Origin of the sequence: Dyadobacter sp. 22481 (genome assembly GCF_052044875.1) — a bacterium.
Taxonomy (GTDB): domain Bacteria; phylum Bacteroidota; class Bacteroidia; order Cytophagales; family Spirosomataceae; genus Dyadobacter; species Dyadobacter endophyticus.
Map to the genome: position 1 here is coordinate 650,665 of NZ_JBQENV010000002.1, position 18,885 is coordinate 669,549.

14 protein-coding genes and 1 pseudogene are annotated in these 18,885 nt (G+C 50.0%); 12 read left to right on the forward strand and 3 right to left on the reverse strand.

Annotation, left to right across the window (positions count from 1 at the left end; genetic code table 11):
- Window positions 1-57 precede the first annotated feature (57 nt).
- Entirely contained in the window at window positions 58-888 is an 831-nt protein-coding gene (locus ACTJJJ_RS12805; protein ID WP_440701987.1) for a TapB family protein, read from the forward strand.
- Complete coding sequence (locus ACTJJJ_RS12810; RefSeq protein WP_440701988.1) at window positions 888-1,643, forward strand: carboxypeptidase-like regulatory domain-containing protein; 756 nt, start codon at window positions 888-890, stop codon at window positions 1,641-1,643. The genes ACTJJJ_RS12805 and ACTJJJ_RS12810 overlap by 1 nt, the downstream gene beginning before the upstream one ends.
- Window positions 1,644-1,732: 89 nt before the next feature.
- Here the strand turns inward: ACTJJJ_RS12810 and ACTJJJ_RS12815 are convergent, their stop codons facing one another.
- From ACTJJJ_RS12815 to ACTJJJ_RS12825, 3 genes are all read right to left on the reverse strand, one after another.
- Window positions 1,733-2,323, reverse strand: coding sequence for a carboxymuconolactone decarboxylase family protein (locus ACTJJJ_RS12815; RefSeq protein ID WP_426292878.1), 591 nt, complete (start codon window positions 2,321-2,323; stop codon window positions 1,733-1,735).
- A gap of 110 nt (window positions 2,324-2,433) precedes the next feature.
- Window positions 2,434-2,985, reverse strand: a complete 552-nt coding sequence (locus ACTJJJ_RS12820) for a peroxiredoxin (protein WP_188934604.1) — start codon at window positions 2,983-2,985, stop codon at window positions 2,434-2,436.
- 216 nt (window positions 2,986-3,201) lie between these two features.
- Window positions 3,202-4,509 (reverse strand): UDP-N-acetylmuramoyl-tripeptide--D-alanyl-D-alanine ligase, encoded by a 1,308-nt coding sequence (locus ACTJJJ_RS12825; protein WP_440701989.1) that lies wholly within the window; start codon window positions 4,507-4,509, stop codon window positions 3,202-3,204.
- A gap of 123 nt (window positions 4,510-4,632) precedes the next feature.
- Here ACTJJJ_RS12825 and ACTJJJ_RS12830 point away from each other — a divergent pair, with 123 nt between their 5' ends.
- The 10 genes and pseudogenes from ACTJJJ_RS12830 to ACTJJJ_RS12875 form a co-directional block, all read left to right on the forward strand.
- Entirely contained in the window at window positions 4,633-6,900 is a 2,268-nt protein-coding gene (locus ACTJJJ_RS12830; RefSeq protein ID WP_440701990.1) for a T9SS type A sorting domain-containing protein, read from the forward strand.
- 86 nt (window positions 6,901-6,986) lie between these two features.
- Window positions 6,987-8,069 (forward strand): L-rhamnose/proton symporter RhaT, encoded by a 1,083-nt coding sequence (gene rhaT, locus ACTJJJ_RS12835; protein WP_440701991.1) that lies wholly within the window; start codon window positions 6,987-6,989, stop codon window positions 8,067-8,069.
- A 2-nt stretch (window positions 8,070-8,071) separates the two neighbouring features.
- The gene (locus ACTJJJ_RS12840) at window positions 8,072-9,307 is read left to right on the forward strand and encodes a DUF6786 family protein (RefSeq protein WP_440701992.1); all 1,236 of its coding nucleotides are present in this window, start codon (window positions 8,072-8,074) and stop codon (window positions 9,305-9,307) included.
- A gap of 286 nt (window positions 9,308-9,593) precedes the next feature.
- Window positions 9,594-10,661: a tail fiber domain-containing protein gene (locus tag ACTJJJ_RS12845; RefSeq protein ID WP_440701993.1), complete on the forward strand. Its 1,068-nt coding sequence runs from the start codon at window positions 9,594-9,596 to the stop codon at window positions 10,659-10,661.
- 52 nt (window positions 10,662-10,713) lie between these two features.
- Window positions 10,714-11,781, forward strand: coding sequence for a tail fiber domain-containing protein (locus ACTJJJ_RS12850; RefSeq protein ID WP_440701994.1), 1,068 nt, complete (start codon window positions 10,714-10,716; stop codon window positions 11,779-11,781).
- Window positions 11,782-11,796: 15 nt separating this feature from the next.
- Window positions 11,797-12,804 (forward strand): T9SS type A sorting domain-containing protein, encoded by a 1,008-nt coding sequence (locus tag ACTJJJ_RS12855; RefSeq protein ID WP_440701995.1) that lies wholly within the window; start codon window positions 11,797-11,799, stop codon window positions 12,802-12,804.
- A gap of 161 nt (window positions 12,805-12,965) precedes the next feature.
- On the forward strand, window positions 12,966-16,538 hold the full coding sequence (locus ACTJJJ_RS12860) for a PVC-type heme-binding CxxCH protein (RefSeq protein WP_440701996.1): 3,573 nt from the start codon (window positions 12,966-12,968) through the stop codon (window positions 16,536-16,538).
- Window positions 16,539-16,606: 68 nt separating this feature from the next.
- Window positions 16,607-17,779, forward strand: a complete 1,173-nt coding sequence (locus tag ACTJJJ_RS12865) for an FG-GAP repeat domain-containing protein (RefSeq protein WP_440701997.1) — start codon at window positions 16,607-16,609, stop codon at window positions 17,777-17,779.
- A 6-nt stretch (window positions 17,780-17,785) separates the two neighbouring features.
- Entirely contained in the window at window positions 17,786-18,631 is an 846-nt protein-coding gene (locus tag ACTJJJ_RS12870) for a sugar phosphate isomerase/epimerase family protein (RefSeq protein WP_440701998.1), read from the forward strand.
- Window positions 18,632-18,658: 27 nt separating this feature from the next.
- Window positions 18,659-18,835, forward strand: a pseudogene (locus ACTJJJ_RS12875) (Uma2 family endonuclease); the annotation flags it as partial.
- Window positions 18,836-18,885 lie beyond the last annotated feature (50 nt).

Consider the following 18,885-nt stretch of genomic DNA (forward strand, 5'->3'; position numbering starts at 1 on the left):
AAAATTTTTAAGCACTTAATTATTTGAATATCAATTCGTATTAAATCTAAAATTGCCATGAAACTTAAAAGTAAATCACCCTCAATTGTTCTAAGCAGATTTGCGAAATCTGCCCTGGCGCTGGCCGTGCTGGCAATGTCCTTCGCCGCGTGTAAGGACGACGACAACCCGAATCCCGACGGCGGCGGAGATGGTGGCGGAACGGAGAAGGCGTTCATTCCGGCAAAGGATAAAAGTTATACGTACAAGATCACCGATTCCGAAGGTTCAACCGGCGATATGATTACTAAAATCGTGAGTACCAAAGACTCCGCCGGGATGGACGTCCACACGATCAGCAACTTTATCCGGGAAAATGAGGAGGAAAAAACCTTCATGTCCAAAGCTTATGCGAAGGGAGGCACAACGACCAACGAGCTACCATATCCAGTTGCTATCAAAGAAATGGTAAACGCGATCAACGACGTCGCTTACATTTCCGAAATGAAGGTAACGGGTTTTCCACAATTCCAGTACCTCGAAAACAACGGCAAAGTCAACAGCCCGCTCACATTTAAGGGCGACCCGATCAGGCTGTTGCTAGAACTGGAAATTCCGGCAGGGGACGAAGGCTCGGTACTGGGCAAGCTCGAAGCGCGCATGACGCACAAAAACGGAAAAGCAGTAGCCGAAGAATCGATCACTACACCGGCTGGCGAATTCAAATGCACCAAATGGGAGTACTCATATGAAGTTTATACCAAGTTCGAAACCGAGGTAACCGAGCCGGAAATCACAACTGAGCTGGTGAATGTGACACTCTGGACGGCTCCCGGTGTGGGCGTTGTAAAGACGATCGAAAAAGGCGAGGAGAGCACATCTACGACCGAACTGCGTAAGATTGAGTAATGAGAAAATGGATTTTAATGCTGCAATGCGCTCTGATCGTAGGGCTCGTTGCTGCCTGCACCACTGATGACGAGCCCGGCATTGATGGACCGGGTTCGAAAAAGGGGTATGCAACCGGAAAAGTGACCGATACGGAAGGCAAGCCGGTGAAGGGAGTGGAAGTGGTGATCGATAATACCATGATCTACGCGTCTTACTCCCTGGGAAATACCGATGCGAATGGTAACTACGAGATCCAGCTGCCGAAGGTAGGCACATTCATGGCTTCGGCACAGATTGTGAAGCAGTACAATGGCCGCCGCTACGAGCTGGACCTGGACCCGGACGTTTACGAAGGGTTCAGTATCGACGGCGCCGTGCGGAATTTCCAATGGAAACTTGCCGGCGAGCGTCCGGAAGGCGAGGGTTACTACGGCGCGACGGTCGGGCTGAACAAGTCGCTTTACAGCAGCATTTACGACGAAGAGAACATTGAGTTTACGCTCACGCCGGTAGGGGACCTCATCGACGGTTCCAAGGGTAAAACCTTGAAAATGAAGTCGGGGAAGCCCTATTCAAAGACTTATGGCTACCTGGTTGACATTCCTCTGGGACGGTATGAAATTACAGCATATTACAACGGAGAAGGCGGCAAGGCACCGCTGAAACTGCGCAATCACTTTTCGGAAGATGAGTATGAAAGCAAGCTGGTGATCGATTTCGAGCCCAGTACGATGTGGGGCCGAAACTCCTTCTACATCAGCTACATGGAGTAGAGCGATGCAGTATCCAAAGAGAAAACAATAGAGAAATAGGATGGATAATTTGGGACTAGCCAGATCTTTAAGACCTGGCTAGTTTTGTTTTATATCAAAACAGAAAAGCTCTTGAAGATTGCACCAAGCCTAACCGCATCGAATATACGTGCCTGCGTACCGCCGTGGTTCAGGACCGACTGCTCGTGCGAGGTCACGCACATTTCGCAGCCGTTCAATGCTGAAACAACGAGGCTGGTTAGTTCAAAAAACTCCTTGCCCAGCACTGGGTTTGCCATAATGCTCATTTTGATGCCCGCAGGTGCATTATCGTAAAACTCCTTGTGCATGAAGTGACGAAAACGGTAGAATACGTTGTTCGCGTTCATCAATGAGACACAGGCAGTTATCTCCGCGATCTCCTTCTCGTCCGCACCTTCCTGGCTAGCCAGTTCTTCCAGCGCCGCAATCAGCGCCGCGTTCTTTTCATTCACTGCTACCGACAATGCAAGCAGTAATGCTTCCTTGCGGTTGAGTGTCTGGGATTTCAAGACATTGCCTACATTGATTTTCAGGTCTTTGAGGTAACGGTGGTCAAGCGCCGCGAGCTTGTTGATCAGCACGCTTTCAAATTCTGCAGGCAAATTGACCTCTTTATACAGGGACTCTTTCGTGTTCCCTGTGGCTGCAAATGGATACATATTCGTTTGAATTTTGAGCGGAAAGGTTTTCCCGCAGGTGAATAAAAAAGCAGTTCACAGAACCGGCGTACTAACGATCACCCGCTTGTGAACTGCTTTCAATGGGCTGACTAAGCAAGTGTAGCCTCGCCTTTTTGCCAGTTGCAAGGGCAAAGCTCGTCAGTTTGCAATGCATCGAGTACACGCAATACTTCAGATACGTTACGGCCAACTGAAAGGTCGTTAACGCTTACCCAACGGATGATGCCCTGTGGATCGACGATGTAAGTTACGCGGTAAGCAATTTTCTCGTTCGCTTCGAGGATACCCAGTTCTTCTGCCAATGATTTCGAAGTGTCGGCCAGCATAGGGAATTGCAGGTCGCGAAGGTCGTCGTGGTTTTTGCGCCATGCCAGGTGCACGTATTCGCTGTCGGTAGAAGCACCAATCAGTATCGTGTCGCGGTCAGCGAAGTCCGAAGTGTGTTTGTTGAACTCGGCAATCTCGGTAGGGCACACAAAAGTGAAGTCTTTTGGCCACCAGAACATAACCATCCATTTCTCAGCGTTTTTGTGGTCTTCTGAGGTAATATCGTAGAATTCGTTTCCTTTTTCAAGCGATACTACGGATGTCTTTTTGAATTCCGGGAATTCCGATCCTACTGATAACAGTCTATTAGCCATGATTGCTCGTTTGTTTATAAATTGTATTTTTTGGTGTTACAAAACTACGAACGATGAGTACATGGGTCAAACCCCATCCTGGTACTATGCCAGGAAAGAGTTGATTTAATTAAATGAATTTAGTTTTATTTATAGGAATAGAGAAGCTATAAATATGGCTTATAATGCCATCGATTTTTGCAATATAATTATACTAATAACAACTGTAATTATAAATTATTTATCGGGCATTACGCTAAGTACCGTTTCGAGCGACATCCCCCGTGAGCCCTTGATGAGGAAATGTGTATTTTCTTGTGGATTATCCATAATCCAGTTGTGCAAAGAGAATTTATCGGGGAAATAGTAGGCTTTTGGTAGCGCTGGCAATGCGTGCTGCATGAGCTTTCCTGCAAGAATTACGACATCGAAGTTCTCACCGGCAATCTGTTTTCCCAATGCTAAATGTTCCTCCGGCGCGGCATCGCCCAGCTCGAACATATCGCCCAGGATGAGGATCTTACGCGGCGCTTCCATTCTTCCAAAATTCGCAACGGCCGCGGCCATCGATGACGGATTCGCATTGTAAGCATCCATTATCACGGTATTGCTACCCTTTTTGACGATCTGTGAGCGGTTATTGTCCGGCTCGTAGGTGGCTACGGCTTCGTACGCATCCTCGTCAGTCACTCCAAAGTGCTTGCCGACGGCGAGTGCGGCGCAGATATTATCAAAATTGTATCTTCCGGGCAAATGGGTGGTCACAGTTTTACCACCGTTGCTGAACACAACAAACGGGTTTTCTTCCGTCAGCGTCGGGTTTACGGTGCTGTTTTCTGAACAATAGAATACGATCTCGCCAAATGCCCGGCGTTTGCTCACCATGTCCATGATCACATCCTGCGTCGCGTTCACGAATACGGTGCCTTTCTTTTTGGAAAGGTAATCGAAGAGCTCCCCCTTGCCTTTGATAATGCCCGCAACTCCACCAAAACCCTCCAAATGCGCCTTTCCGATGTTGGTGATCAACCCATGCGTAGGCTGTGCGATGCCGGCGAGCAATGCAATCTCTTGCTGGTGGTTGGCACCCATTTCAATCACCGCCATTTCCTGCTTTGCCGGATCGATCGACAGGATCGTGAGGGGCACGCCTATGTGGTTGTTGAGGTTCCCGCGTGTGGCGTAGGTGTTATATTTCATCGAAAGCACCTTCGCGATCAACTCCTTGGTCGTCGTTTTGCCGTTAGAGCCGGTTAATGCAACTACCGGGAAGCCGAAGGTTTTGCGGTGATGCTTCGCCAGGTCCTGCAAGGCGGTAAGGCCGTCCGCGAAAAGCAGGAAACGGTCGCTGGTAACCACATTCGGGTCGTCTACCACGGCATAGGCCGCACCTTTTTGCAAAGCTTCCGCCGCGTACTGGTTACCATCGAATTTATCGCCTTTCAACGCGAAGAAAATACAGCCATCGGTGATCTGGCGGGTGTCGGTGGAAACTTTGGCGCCTTTGCGGTATATATCGTAAAGCGTTTCTATGGAAGTATACATGAATTGTCGGCTCGTTATAAAGTTATGCTGGCTTATTTCGTTAGGTTTAGGACAAACAAGCCAGGTACGGAACCCGCGTGGCGTCCGCGGAAACATGCAAAACTAATAGATTATTCCTCAACGATGCGAACCAAATTTACCTCCCTCATCCTCTTCTTCATTTGCTTTTACCCACCTTCCGATTTGCTGGCGCAACAGTCGTGGTTCAAACTCGATACCCTTACAAGCGTGTCGGCCGGAGGCGTGAAAATGACGAATCCCTGGGGTGGAGGCCTCAATGCCTCGCAATACCTGAAAATGCATTTGAACAACGATGCCGACGAGGATCTGGTCGTTTACGACCGCACCAATAGCAAGGTTACCACGTTTCTGGCCGGCCCTGATCCTGTGAATGCAGGCAAAAAGACGTTCATCCACGCGCCGTATTACGAAACGCTTTTTCCGCAGGTCGACAACTGGATGATCCTCGCCGACTACAATGGCGACGGCCTGAAAGACCTTTTCGCGAGCACTTCCCTGGGCATTGTCGTTTATCAGCAGGTTAAAACGGCCAACGCATGGTCGTGGAAGCTCGTGCGCGACGTCTTGTATACCAAAGGCTTCTCGGGGAACATCAATATGCAGGTATCGGGCACCGACATTCCCGCCATTACCGATATCGACGATGACGGCGATCTCGACCTGTTGACCTTCGATTTTTCAGGAAGCTATATTGAGTTGCATCAGAACCTGAGCATGGAAAAATTCGGCGTTCGCGACAGCCTAGGCACGCAGGCCAGCCCGGTTTTTCAGCGTAACGGCGATTGCTGGGGTAATTTTCACAAAGGCGATGCCGAGGATTTCGTGGTAGGCGTCGATTGCGGCGTGGTAACCGATCCTTCGAATCGGGAGGCCGCACCCGCGCGCATCCTGCACGCGGGCAACTCCATTCTGCTCCACGACCTGAACGGCGACGGTGCCAAGGACCTCCTCGCCGGCCACGTGAGCAACGAGCATATTTCTTTCCTGCCCAATTCCGTCAAAGGCATTATTGCCAATTTTACGGGTTTCACCAATTCGTATCCGGCCACGGATCCGGTCTTAATGCACATTTTTCCGGCAGCATTCTACGAAGATGTGGATTTCGATGGCGCCAAAGACCTGCTCATCGCGCCCAGTATTCCGGCCAATGATATCAACCTGACGGATTTTAAATCCTCGGGCTGGTATTATCATAATGAAGGGACGAGCGACAAACCCAATTTCAAACTGGTACGGAAAAACTTCTTGCAGGACCAGATGATCGATGTCGGTGAAAATGCGGCGCCAACTTTTTTCGACATCGATGGCGACGGCGACCTGGATATGCTCATCGGAACAAGCGGAATGCCGGTTACCGGCGGTTATAAAGGAGGTTTATGGTTTTTGAAAAATAATGGCACCGTTGCCGCACCAGATTTTAGTATAGAATCGCAGGACTACCTCCAACTGCTTTCTAAGCTGTCTGTCTACAATATCAAGCCACAATGGGCGGATTTTAATGGCGACGGTGTCGCCGATCTTGGTTTTGCAGCCACTGCCACTTCTAATCTCAAACTCGAATACCGCTATATCCCCAACAAAGGAACAACCGGCGCGGCAGCGCAATTGAACCTCGCCGACGCAGTCACCATTGCATTACCCGCGGAACTGCAAACCGGCGATTCTCCCTATTTCTACGATGCAGATGGCGACGGTGACCTCGATTTACTCATTGGTAAAACACAGGGAAACATTTATTATTACACTAACACCGGAACCAACAAGCAATACACATTCAAACTTGAAACCGACTCATTTGCAGGTGTGGGCATCAATTTCGCCGGCCGCTTTTCGCAAGTAGCTGTTACCGATTTCGATCTCGACGGCAAACCGGATCTGGCCACGGTCGATCACACCGGCACGATCCGCGTATTTAACAATGCCGATTGGGGCAAATGGACCGACCGGGCCAACTCTATCGTAAGTGTGAACGGCCAACCGGGCAATGTCAATTTTGGTAATTACCTCTCCCTGGCCGTCGCCGATCTGAATGGCGACAAGAAGCCGGATGTTGCGATCGGGAACAATGCCGGCGGAGTGCGTTTGCTGACTAACATCCTGCCAGTGTCGGTTACAGGTGTCGAGCCGGGCCATGAGGCGGAGGTCAAGGTATTTCCGAATCCTTCCGTAGCGTTTTTTAAAATATACTCTTCTAAAACCGGCACATTCGACGTTCTTACGGCCGGCGGTGTGCGAATGGTCCGGAACCGCCTCATTCGGGCCGAGGAGGTGCAGCAAATATCTACCGCGCAATGGCCCGGCGGGTTGTATCTGGTCGAGTTTAATGTCGGTAACAGCCGGGTTGTCAGGAAGGTTGTGGTGGGAGATTGAGAAAAGTTAGGGTTTCAAAGACTTGCCTGGTTTGCCAGTAGATACCCGGGTAAACGCTCTTACATGATAAAATTCAAAAATTATTCATGCAAGCTCTTCTGGGTGTTATTTTCCATTTCATCGGTGGCTTCGCCTCCGGCAGTTTTTATATTCCCTACAAGCAGGTCAAAGGCTGGGCCTGGGAATCGTACTGGATCATCGGCGGGCTGTTCTCCTGGCTTATCGTGCCGCCGCTTGCCGCTTATCTTACGATTCCGGGGTATACTGAAATCATCACCCACACCAATGGCGGCATTCTCTTTCTGACTTACTTTTTCGGCGTGCTCTGGGGCATTGGCGGCCTCACATACGGGCTGGGCGTGCGGTACCTGGGCGTCGCGCTCGGAAGCTCCATCATCCTCGGGCTTTGCTCGGTTTTCGGCGCGTTGATCCCCTCGGTTTACTACGAGTTCAACCCGCAACCGGGCAAGGATACGATTTCGATGCTTTTTAGTGAAAGCTGGGGCCAGATGGTTCTGCTTGGTCTGCTGGTCTGCGTGATCGGGATCGTTATCTGCGGGAAGTCCGGGGCGATGAAAGATGCCGATTTACGGAAAACCGGCCATGTGGCTGCCGATAATACCGAGTTTAAAATAGGCCTTGGTTTAACGGTTTCCATTATTTCCGGTATCCTCAGCGCCTGTTTTGCATTCGGGATCGACGCCGGCAAGATTATGGCGCAGGAAGCGAACGGGATCTGGAAAGCAGCCAATCCCGGCGAGGGCGAGTTTTTATTCCAAAACAATGTCACTTACGTTGTAATCCTCTGGGGCGGCCTCACTACTAACTTCATCTGGTGCATGATCCTCAATGCGCGCAACAAAACCTTCGGCAACTACACCGATTCGTCGACACCGCTGCTTTCGAACTATATTTTTTCGGCACTGGCCGGTACTACGTGGTTCCTTCAATTCTTTTTCTACGGCATGGGAGAGAGCAAGTTAGGCAATGGACCAAGCTCGTGGATCCTGCACATGGCATTCATTATTCTGGTGGCGAACTCATGGGGACTAGTCCTGAAAGAGTGGAAAGGAGTATCCAAAAAGACCATTTCCTCGATCATCATCGGTATTCTGGTGATTGTCCTCTCGGTGTTGATCGTCGGCTATGGTAACTATTTGAGAGAATAGCCATGAAAGCGCATTATCTGGTCATGCTGGCTGCGATGATGGCGGCTGCGGGCTGTTCGACGAACAATAAAAGCGATAAATTGGAAACAGAGCAAACGCAGGCAGCCGGTACTTTCGGCTACGACCTCGCATTTTTAAAGAAACATAAGGAAACCATCGTCCTAACGGCCCCGGACAATGCCGATGCCCGGGCACTTATTAACCCTGCCTTTCAAGGCAGGGTGATGACCAGCACCGTCAACGGCAACGCCGGCAACAGCTACGGCTGGATCAACTACAAGCTCATCGAAAGCGGAGTGTACCAGCCGCATATGAACGGGTTTGGCGGCGAAGAGCGTTTTTGGCTGTCTCCGGAAGGTGGTCAGTTTTCTGTGTACTTTAAAAAAGGGCAAACCTTCGATTTTGAGAACTGGCAGACACCGGCGCTGATCGATACGGTCGCCTACAAAGTCGCCGAATCGGATGCTTCGTCGGTGAAGTTTCAGGTCGATGCGATGATCGAGAATTATCATGGCAAGACGTTCGTGATCGGGATCAGCCGGGAGGTCCAGATGCTGACGAAGCAAAATATCGCTGATTTGCTCGATTTGCCCACATTAAGCGGCGTGAAGGCCGTCGCCTACCGCTCCACTAATTCAATCACCAACAAGGATGAAGAATGGAAACCGGAAAGCGGGATGCTGGGTATCTGGCTGCTAGGCATGTTCCGGCCATCGGACCAGACGACTATTATCGCGCCTTTTTCGAAAGCATTATCCGAAAAGCCGCTCATTACCGACGATTATTTTGGTAAAATACCAGCCGACAGGCTCGTTGTGAAAGACTCGCTATTGTTTCTCAAAGCCGACGGCAAGCATCGCAGCAAGATCGGTATCGCCCCGAAATCGGCCCGGAATGTGGCCGGGAGCTACGATGCGGAAAAAGGTATGCTTACCATCATTAAATTCGATCTCGATCCGCAGGGCGAGTACATGAAATCGACCTGGGAACTGCATAAGGACCCTTACAATGGTGACGCATTGAATGCCTATAATGATGGCAAACTGGCCGACGGTACGCAAATGGGCCCGTTTTACGAACTCGAATCGAATTCATCGGTACGGGCATTGAAGGAAGGCGAGTCGATCACGCACCGCCAGAGTACATTCCATTTCGAGGGAGACAAGGCTGCGCTGAATGTCATTGCGCAAAAGGTGCTAGGCGTGAATATTGATCAAATCGGAGAAGTTTTTAAATAAAAGCATGATGCGGCAGGATGGTTTTGTTATCGTATATGCATAATCGTTACGATAATAGACAAAGTTGCTGCATGCATGAAGCAGTAATATAAACAGTGGTGGTCGTGAAGATTTTCAGCCAAGCCGCAACGAGTTTTTAATCAGCCCCGTAGGCTGTTGTTACCGGGCGTAACTCCGGTAAATAAACGCTTTGACCCACTTGGGTATCGATCTGCGTGATTGTAAGGCTTTTGGTTGAGATTCGGCATTCAAAGATGTCTGATGTTCAACTTTACAATCATGCACGATGAAAAATTTAAAAAAAGCATGGCGCATTACAATCATAGGCTTGATAGCGCTCCATTGTGTCTTTTCCGGGCAGGCCCACGCCCAATGGGGTATTGGCATCAAAATTCCCGGAGCAAAAATGCATGTGCACAACGGAACAATACTGTCTGTCACACCGAAGTTTCCGCCCGAAACCAGCCCTTTTTATGCCCCACTTTTGAATGACGACGACGAAGTGATCCATGCTTTTAAATGGATTCATGCGAAGAGTGCGATTAGGTTTTTGGGGAAAGGTTTTTACAACATCGGGCTGGACACTTTGAATGCGGGAAGGTTTTCTTCGGCAACGGGATACGATTCCTACGCCTCAGGGCTGGGCTCTTCGTCTTTTGGCTTGCGGGCGCGCACTACCGCGTTCGGTTCCTTCGCCGCGGGTAGGGCGCTTACTGCTGGCGGTAACTTGTCCTTTGCCCAAGGGGATTTTACCGTCGCAGATGGGCCAAATACCATTTCAATGGGTACCAACCTTAGCAACAACTATCAAAGTGGAAGTTTCATTTTTGGGCATGCAAATGGAAGCGCGCAGAATACGAGCGATAATCAGTTTAAAGCGCTCTTCGGCGGTGGTTATGAGTTATATTCCAATGCAGCACTCACGATCGGTATGATCCTGTCTCCCGGCAACAATGCTTGGACGGTCGTTTCGGACGTCCGCAAAAAGGAAAATTTTCTTCCTGTTCAAGGCAACAGGTTTCTAAAAAGCATTTCAAAAATGCCGCTTACTTCCTGGAACTATAAGGGGCAGACTCCGAACGTCTCTCGGCATTACGGGCCGATGGCGCAGGATTTCTTCAAGGCATTCGGCACCGATGCTCATGGCACCATCGGAACGGATACCACCATTAACCAGGCCGATTTGGACGGGGTTATTCTGGTGGCGATTCAGGAGCTGGTCAAAATATCGGATGAGCTTGAAAAAGAGAACGACGACATGGCGACCGAAGTGGCAATGCTCCGATTGAAATTGTCGGCGAACAAGGGCCGGAAAGCCAAAATATCCGTTGGCATCACTGTTGCAAAGCGATAGGTCGGCCGGCAATCTGTTTTTAAATCTTTCACACTACTATCCAAACACGCTTATGAACAAATTCTTTCTTAATCCCCCATGTGATTTACGTCATATGCGGAAACTGGCGTTGGCTTTGTTCGCAATGTTGCCTGTGGCGGGACACGCCCAGGTAGGCGTAGGTACACAGCAACCGCAAGAAATGCTGCATATCCACGATGGATCTATATTATCTACGAGCGTACGCCTGAAACCGGAGTTTAATCCTTATTACGATCCCGCTTTCCCTGATTCCGTCGAGCACAAAATGAAGTGGTTCCACGACAAGGCGGCTTTTCGCTCGCTGGGTGAACGGGTCGGAAACAGCGGGCTGGATCCTCAGACTATCGGGAACTATTCTTTTGCCAGTGGCTTTGAAGTTTTTGCAATCGGAGTAGGCTCCGCCGCTTTCGGGCTGAGAACCAATTCGTCCGGAAAGGCCGCATTTGCCAGCGGAGAAAACACGGCGGCGTCGGGCAATTATTCCTTTGCTCACGGCGTGGCGGCAACGGCAAGCGGCGACAACTCCGTCGCTTTGGGGAATATGGTCTCGACGGATAGTAAGGAGGGGTCGTTCGTCTTTGGGGATAATAGTAAAAGCGTGATTTTGAAGAGTAATCTGGAGAATCAGATGTCTATGAGGTTTGCTGGCGGATATCGCTTTTATTCCAATAGCAACCAGACAATCGGTATATCGTTGGCGTCTGGTGGCAATTCTTGGCAGGTATTATCTGACGTTAACCGAAAGGAAAACTTCTCTCCCATAAATGGCGAGGCCTTTTTGGGAAAAATCAGGGATATGAAACTGACTTCCTGGAACTACAAAGGGCAAGATCCCAAAACGTTCCGCCATTATGGACCGATGGCGCAGGACTTCTTTCATGCATTCGGTCAGGACGCATACGGGACGATCGGTAACGACACAACGATCAACCAGGCCGATTTTGACGGCGTGAACCTGATAGCCATTCAGGCGCTGGTCAAAAGGACGGATCATTTGCGGCAACGGAACGAAGATCTGAGGGCGGAGATTGCAGGTATTAAGTCCCAATTAGCATTAACCCGCCCCAAAAGAAGCCGGGCATTGGTTTCCAGGAGATAACTTTCAATCACACTTATGACGATCGTTATGAATATCAAAGCTTTATTAATATGCCTGGTTTTCTTTCTGACGAGGTTGGCTGCTCAGGCTCAATTTGTGACGGGAAATAGCTTGTTTGTCAATATTGGGACGGTTTTCTCAGTGGATAGCCTGGTTTTGATACCCACCGAAGGCCTCAACCTGGGTGACAACTATTCCCTGGAAGTTCAACACACAGCTATACCGGGGGATCCCCAGGCCAGCATTTTGAAAACTTATGTTTTTAACAAGCCCGTCAATTTCGAGGGGAATCTCGGCGTGATTTACCACCCTTCCGAATTGAACGGAAATGCCGAATCTTTACTGGAACTGGCTAATTCGTTTTCTGATCAAAATGCGTTTGTAACCATGACGGGCTCCACGCGCGATTTGGGGTTGCATTATGTTTCAAAAGACGTGGCCGACCTGGATATTAAGTTGCTCACGCTCGTAAACGGGCAAAGCGAATTACCCGTAACCCTCATCGCTTTTGATGCGCAAAAGGAGGAGAAAGCGGTGAGGCTAACCTGGAAAACGGCCTATGAAACCAATAGCGATTTCTTTGAAATTCAGCGCAGCCGGGATGCGAATGAATGGCAGCAGCTGGGGCGTGTAGGCTCGGCGGGAGAGGGTAAAGGGCAAGCCGAATACCATTTCACTGACAGTAATCCGGTTACTGGCGACGATTATTACCGGTTAAAAATGGTCGACCGGGATGGCAGTTTTGCATTTAGCCAAATCAGGAAGGTGCTGTGGGATTGTGGCGGACTCACGGTTTTCCCAAATCCGGCCGTCGATCGGCTCGAAGTGCGTGTGAAAGACTGGTCGAAGGTGGCCAAAATTAAGATCCTGGATGCCGCGGGCATTGTGTTACGGGAGCCGCTGGCGGCAGACGGTTTGAAGGAAAAATATGTTTCGCTCAACCACCTTGGAGCCGGTAGTTACATCTTGGCAATCGAACATCGCGATGGTTCTTCGGAACGGGTACATTTTATAAAGTACTGAAATGAACGACTGCCGGGTTGTGGCATGGCCAGCGGCTGTGTGCACAGCCCGGTTCTTTAATTTAAATACCATCATCAAAGTAAAATAGACCTGCTTGCTGGTTTATTCTTCCAATACCCTATTCAACGAAATTCCTCAACCCTGCTTTTTCTGCTGATCGTATGGTGACAATCAAAAGTCCTGTCAAAATCGGTCTCGTCGTACTGACCGCCTCCCTATTGTTTCAAGTACAAAGTTGCAAACCTCCTCAAAACAAATCCGGCCAGAATGTAACTGTAACGAATGCGCCTCAACAAGCAGAGGCTGATATTTATGCTGAACATATCCGGACAACAGGTTTCAAAACGCCGGAGGAAGAGCGCCTTAGTTTTGTGCTGCCCGAGGGCTTCCAAGTGACGCTTTTCGCTTCCGAGCCGGATATTACCAAGCCGATGAACATGGAATTCGACGACCGCGGCCGATTATGGGTGACGCAATCCTCGGAATACCCGGTGGCTGCGGGCGAAAGCGACGGAAAAGACCGCATTACGATCCTCGAAGATAAAAACGACGACGGCCGGGCAGATACTTTCACACATTTTGATGATAACCTCAATATCCCGATCGGCATCATGCCGGTGGCGGACGGTGCGATCGCGTATAGTATTCCCAACCTGTATCATTTAAAGGATAAAGACAATGACGGCAAGGCAGATAGTAGAGAGATATTGCTTGGCGGCTTTGGGCATAAGGATACGCATGGAATGGTGAACAACCTCATGCGCGGGTACGACGGCTGGCTGCATGTGTGCCATGGGTTTTCCAATATTTCGAATATCGCAGGTTCGGATGGAGACTCGATACGGATGACTTCCGGGAATACTTTCAGGGTGAAAATGGACGGAAGCCATGTGGAGCAGACGACGTTCGGGCGCGTGAACCCGTTTGGCTACGCATATGATGAGAAAGGATATTTGTATTCGGTGGATTGTCATACAAAACCGATTACCCAGCTTATTTTCGGTGGAGATTACCCGCATTTTGGCAAGAAAGCGCCCGTCGGGCTGGGCTTTGCGCCGGCGATGATGACATACGACCTGGGTTCGACCGCACTGGCGGGGCTTGTTTATTACACCGGAACGCAGTTTCCGGCCAAATACCGCGACAGTTTCTTTACCGGGGATGTCGTCACCTGCCGCATTGACCGGAACACAGTGACTTTCAATGGCTCGACGCCTTCTTCGAAAAAGGAGGAGCCGCTCCTGGTTAGCAAAGACCCGTGGTTCCGGCCGGTGGACATTAAAGTCGGACCGGACGGAGCTTTGTATATCGCCGATTTTTATAACAGGATCATCGGGCATTATGAGGTTGCTCTCAATCACCCGGGTCGTGACCGGGTGAACGGCCGGATCTGGAAAGTAACATATAAAGGCACAGAGCCGCATGATAATTTACCTGTTACCGACTGGTCGACGGCGACGATTGGGCAGCTGCTGCAAGGGCTGAAACATCCGCAGCTGAATACCCGCTTGAAAGTAGCCGACCGGATTGTCGATACCTGGAAAGGAAAGGCGATTGAACCCGTAAAAGGGCTTCTTGCAAATAATTCTGAAGCAACTTCCTATGTACATGCGTTATGGATATTGCACCGCCTCGGCGCGCTCGACGACCGCTTTCTTGACAATGCACTGCAACATCACGAACCGGTTGTGAAAACCCACGCAATGCGTATCCTGAGCGAACGCGATGCCATTTCCGATGCCCATTACCAGCAGGTTACCGAAGCTTTGAAAAACGGCGATCCGTTTATCCGGCGAACGGCGGCAGAAGTCTTGTCGCGCTTTCCTAAATCGGAAAACCTGGCATTACTGATGGATTTGTATGAAAAAACGCCGCAGGAGGACACACATTTACGCTATACAGCGCTGCTGGGCCTGCGAAATAACCTGAAAAGCACCAGCGTGATGTGGCGCGTTCCGGCCATGCGGTGGACCGACGCGCAGCTGGCATTGCTGAACAGAGCGCTGCTCGATGTGCCATCTTCCGCGGGTGCGGCATTTGTGCTCGACTACACGCTCACGCACGAGCTCGATCCAGGGGATCTGCTCAAGAATCTCGAATACATTGGCCGCCTTGCGGCACCTTATCAGGTCGAGAAAGCGATCGATCTGATCACCACGAGGTTTGAAAATGAACCGGAAAAGCAATTGTCGCTTTATCGGACCATCCAGGCGGGCATCCGGCAAAGTGGTGTATCGCCAAGTCCCAAAATGGTATCGTGGGGTGAGCAACTGGCGGGAAAATTTTTGACCCAAATTTCTGCCGAAACAGAAATCTGGAAAATCAGGAAGGTAACGAAGAACGTCGACCCCGTCAATTCATGGACGGTTTCGGAGCACTTCCTTGTAGACGTAATGCCCGCATTTCGTATTGTTTTAAGCGAAAGAGGAGGCTACGGACCCCAGTCGGCATTGTATTCGGTGCCGTTTAAGTTGCCCGCGACTTTGAAAATGAACGTTTTTGATAATGATGTCCACAACCGGGCTGAGCGAAAGGGTATTTCAAAAAACTCGGTGAAAATCCGGCTGGCTGGTAGCGGGAAAGTAGTTGCGGAATACCGGGTCAACCAGCCGGTGCCAATGCAGTTTAAGGAGCTTATCCGCAATGCGACATTCAACCTGGCTGGATATGAGGGGCAAATGGGGTATATCGAGGCAGCCGACAGCTCGCAAACGGGCTCTGTGGGTGTGGGGCATTTTGAACCGGCGGTCGTTGTTATTCCCGAGAAAAGCCCGTCCACCAACTCGGAGCAAAGAATTACAGCTGCGGAAATTGCCGGAGAATATCGTATCAAATCCCTGCAATCAGCATTAAGAAGCATTTTGCAAACCCAATGGATGGATTATACGGTAAGGAGTGCAGCCGCGGGCGCATTGATGAATATCGATCCGAAGGGGAATGTTGATGTTCTGGCAAATGTTTTCAATGATCCTGCGGAGCTACCAACTTTAAGGGAGAAGCTGGCCGTTGCGATGGGCCAGGCAGCATCGCCTTCTGTATATGAAACTTTGAAAAATCAACTGGCTAGCGGTGCACGTAATCTTCAGATCGTGATTGCAACGGTGCTGGCCAATACTTCGGAAGGCATCACTTATTTATTGAATGCATTTAAAGACGAGGAGCTTGGCGCGGATATTGCAGCGGAGGTTCCGGTGCAGGAGCGTCTTACCAATAATGCAAATGCTTCCCAGCAAACACAAATGCGGCAATTGCTGACAGCCAGCGCCAACGAGCGCGAAGAACGCCAGAAGCTTATCGACGCGCGCATTGCGAATTTCAAACCGGCTACCGTATTTTCTGACGCAGGAAAAGTGATTTTTGTGCAGAATTGCAGCGGCTGCCACCAGATCCAGGGCTCGGGAGGGCTTGTCGGTCCGCAGCTCGATGGCATCGGAAACTGGGGCCATAAGGCATTGACCCAAAAAATCCTTGACCCCAACAGGAATATAACTGAGGCGTTTCGTACTTATAATATCACATTGAAAAATGACAAGACCCTTACGGGCTTGTACCGCAGAACGGAAGGCGAGACAATCGTGTTCGCGGATATGACAGGGCAGGAGTTTTCGGTGGTAAAGGGCGATATGAAGGAATACCGGGCATCTAAATACACGTTAATGCCCGATCAGTTCCGGAATATCATCCCTGAAAAAGACTTTTATGCGCTGCTTGAATACCTGCTGGGGGTAAAATGATATTTGAGTATTAATCCTAACCCATAAATCCGATGCTATTAACCGGAAGAGTTTTAAAGTGGTTTTGTTTGATCAATATAGTTGTCTTTGCCGGGACAAATGCATCCGCGCAGACAAAAGGGAAGAGCGGATCAGCTGTTATATTTAAGAAGACCGAACTTACCAAACGGTTCATCGCAGAAGGTGCCGCGATGGGCGATGTGAATAAAGATGGTAAAAAGGACATACTTTCGGGCGCTTACTGGTTCGAAGCGCCTGACTGGAAGGAACACGAATTGGCCAAGCCGCAGGAATTTATTGTAAATGGCAGTTACAGCGATTCTTTCCTGGATTTTGCCATGGACGTGAACCAGGATGGCTGGATAGATCTCATCCGCATCGACTGGCCGGGCAAAGCTGCCGCCTGGCATGAGAATCCGCAAAACAAGCCGGGACATTGGCCGGTGCACACCATTTATTCGTCGGTAGGAAACGAGTCGCCACAATTGGTGGATATCGATGGTGACGGGCGGCAGGACTTGCTTTGCAATGACCCGACGGGAAAGAAGGTTATCTGGTTGAAATGTCCTTCCAAAAAAGGCGAAACGACCTGGGAGAAATATGTGATCAGCAACGATCCCAACAACTCCACGCATATGTATACGCATGGGATCGGCTATGGCGATATCAATGGCGATGGGCGCAAGGATGTGCTAGTGAGAAGCGGCTGGTGGGAGGGCTCGGAGGAGGGGCCTGCCAAATACCCGAAAGACAAGGACTGGAAGTTCCACCCAGCCGATCTTGGCCAGGATTGCTCGCAAATGTATGTGCTCGATTTGAATGGCGATGGCCTCAACGACGTGCTCAGCGCTTCGGCGCATAACTACGGTATCTGGTGGCACGAGCAGAAGAAGGAAGGCAAGGAAACGGTCTGGATCCATCACGAGATCGACAAAACGATTTCACAGACGCACGGTTTGGCGCTAAAAGATATGAATGGCGATGGCCACCCCGATTTTATTACCGGAAAACGTTATTTCGCCCACAATGGTAATGATCCGGGAGAATTTGAGCCGCCTTTTATTTCATGGTTTGAATATAAGCCCGGTAAAGTGCCGACGTGGATCAGGCACGATATTGATGATAACTCGGGGGTAGGCCTGCATGTGACGGTCGAAGATCTGAACGGCGACGGCCTGCTGGACATCGTCACCGGCAACAAGAAAGGTGTACGCATTTTTACACAGCAAAAAGGGAAGTAACCACCGATGAAGTTTGGTATCAATACCTATCTGTTTTCTTCACCATTCACGAACGAAAGCACCTCATATTTTCCCCAGTTTAAAAACTGGGGTTTTGATTTTGTAGAGATAGCCCTGGAAGACCCTGGCGACATCGACCCGGAACTGGTTCGAAAAGCATTGGATGACAGTGGGCTTGAATGCAGGTCGGTGTGCGCGGCAACCGGGCCGGGGCGTGACCTGCGCGGTACGCGTAAGGAACAGGTGACGTCCATCGAGTATGTGGAGGCACTTATCCGCATTGCGCCGGTGCTTGGAAGTAAGCTTGTGGTGGGTCCCGTTTATTCTGCAATAGGTCGTGCCGAGTTCGTCCCCGACGATGAAAGACGCAAACAATGGGAGCTGGTAGCGGGTAACCTCAAAACGCTCGCTGATTTTGCCGAGAAGCACGGTGTAAAACTCGCTATCGAGCCTCTAAACCGTTATGAAACCGATTTTATCAATACCTGCGACCAGGCGCTGCGGATGATTGAAACCGTCGGTAGCGATGCATTACAGGTACATTTGGATACTTTTCACATGAATCTGGAAGAAAAGGACCCTGCGCTGGCCATTCAAAGGGCCGGTAACAGGCTGGGCCTGCTGCACGCTTCCGGCAGCGACCGCGGAACTCCTGGTGGCGATCAGATCAACTGGGACCGTATTTTTGCCGCATTGGACCATATCCATTACCAGGGAGATATTGTTATCGAATCGTTCACACCGGATGTGAAGGTCATTGCCAAAGCCGCATCCATATGGCGGCAAGTAGAGCCCTCGCGCGAAGCGATCGCCGTGGAAGGGCTGCGATTTCTGCGTTCGCTGGCGTTTTGACCAGTTGATTATTTAGATGTTTATGAGGAAAGTGGCGTGCGGGAATATTGGGTAGTTTACCCGGAATATGGTCACGTTAATATTTTTTTGCTGGACGAATCAGGCAAGTATAGGGGACAACACCCGAAGAACAATGGTCAAATGTTGCAGTCGGATGTTTTTCCCGATCTCGTTATCAATCTTTCCGAAATATTTGCAGAATAACAACAAAGCCCCAGGTAACCCCGGGGCTTTGTTGTTATATAAATTCTGAA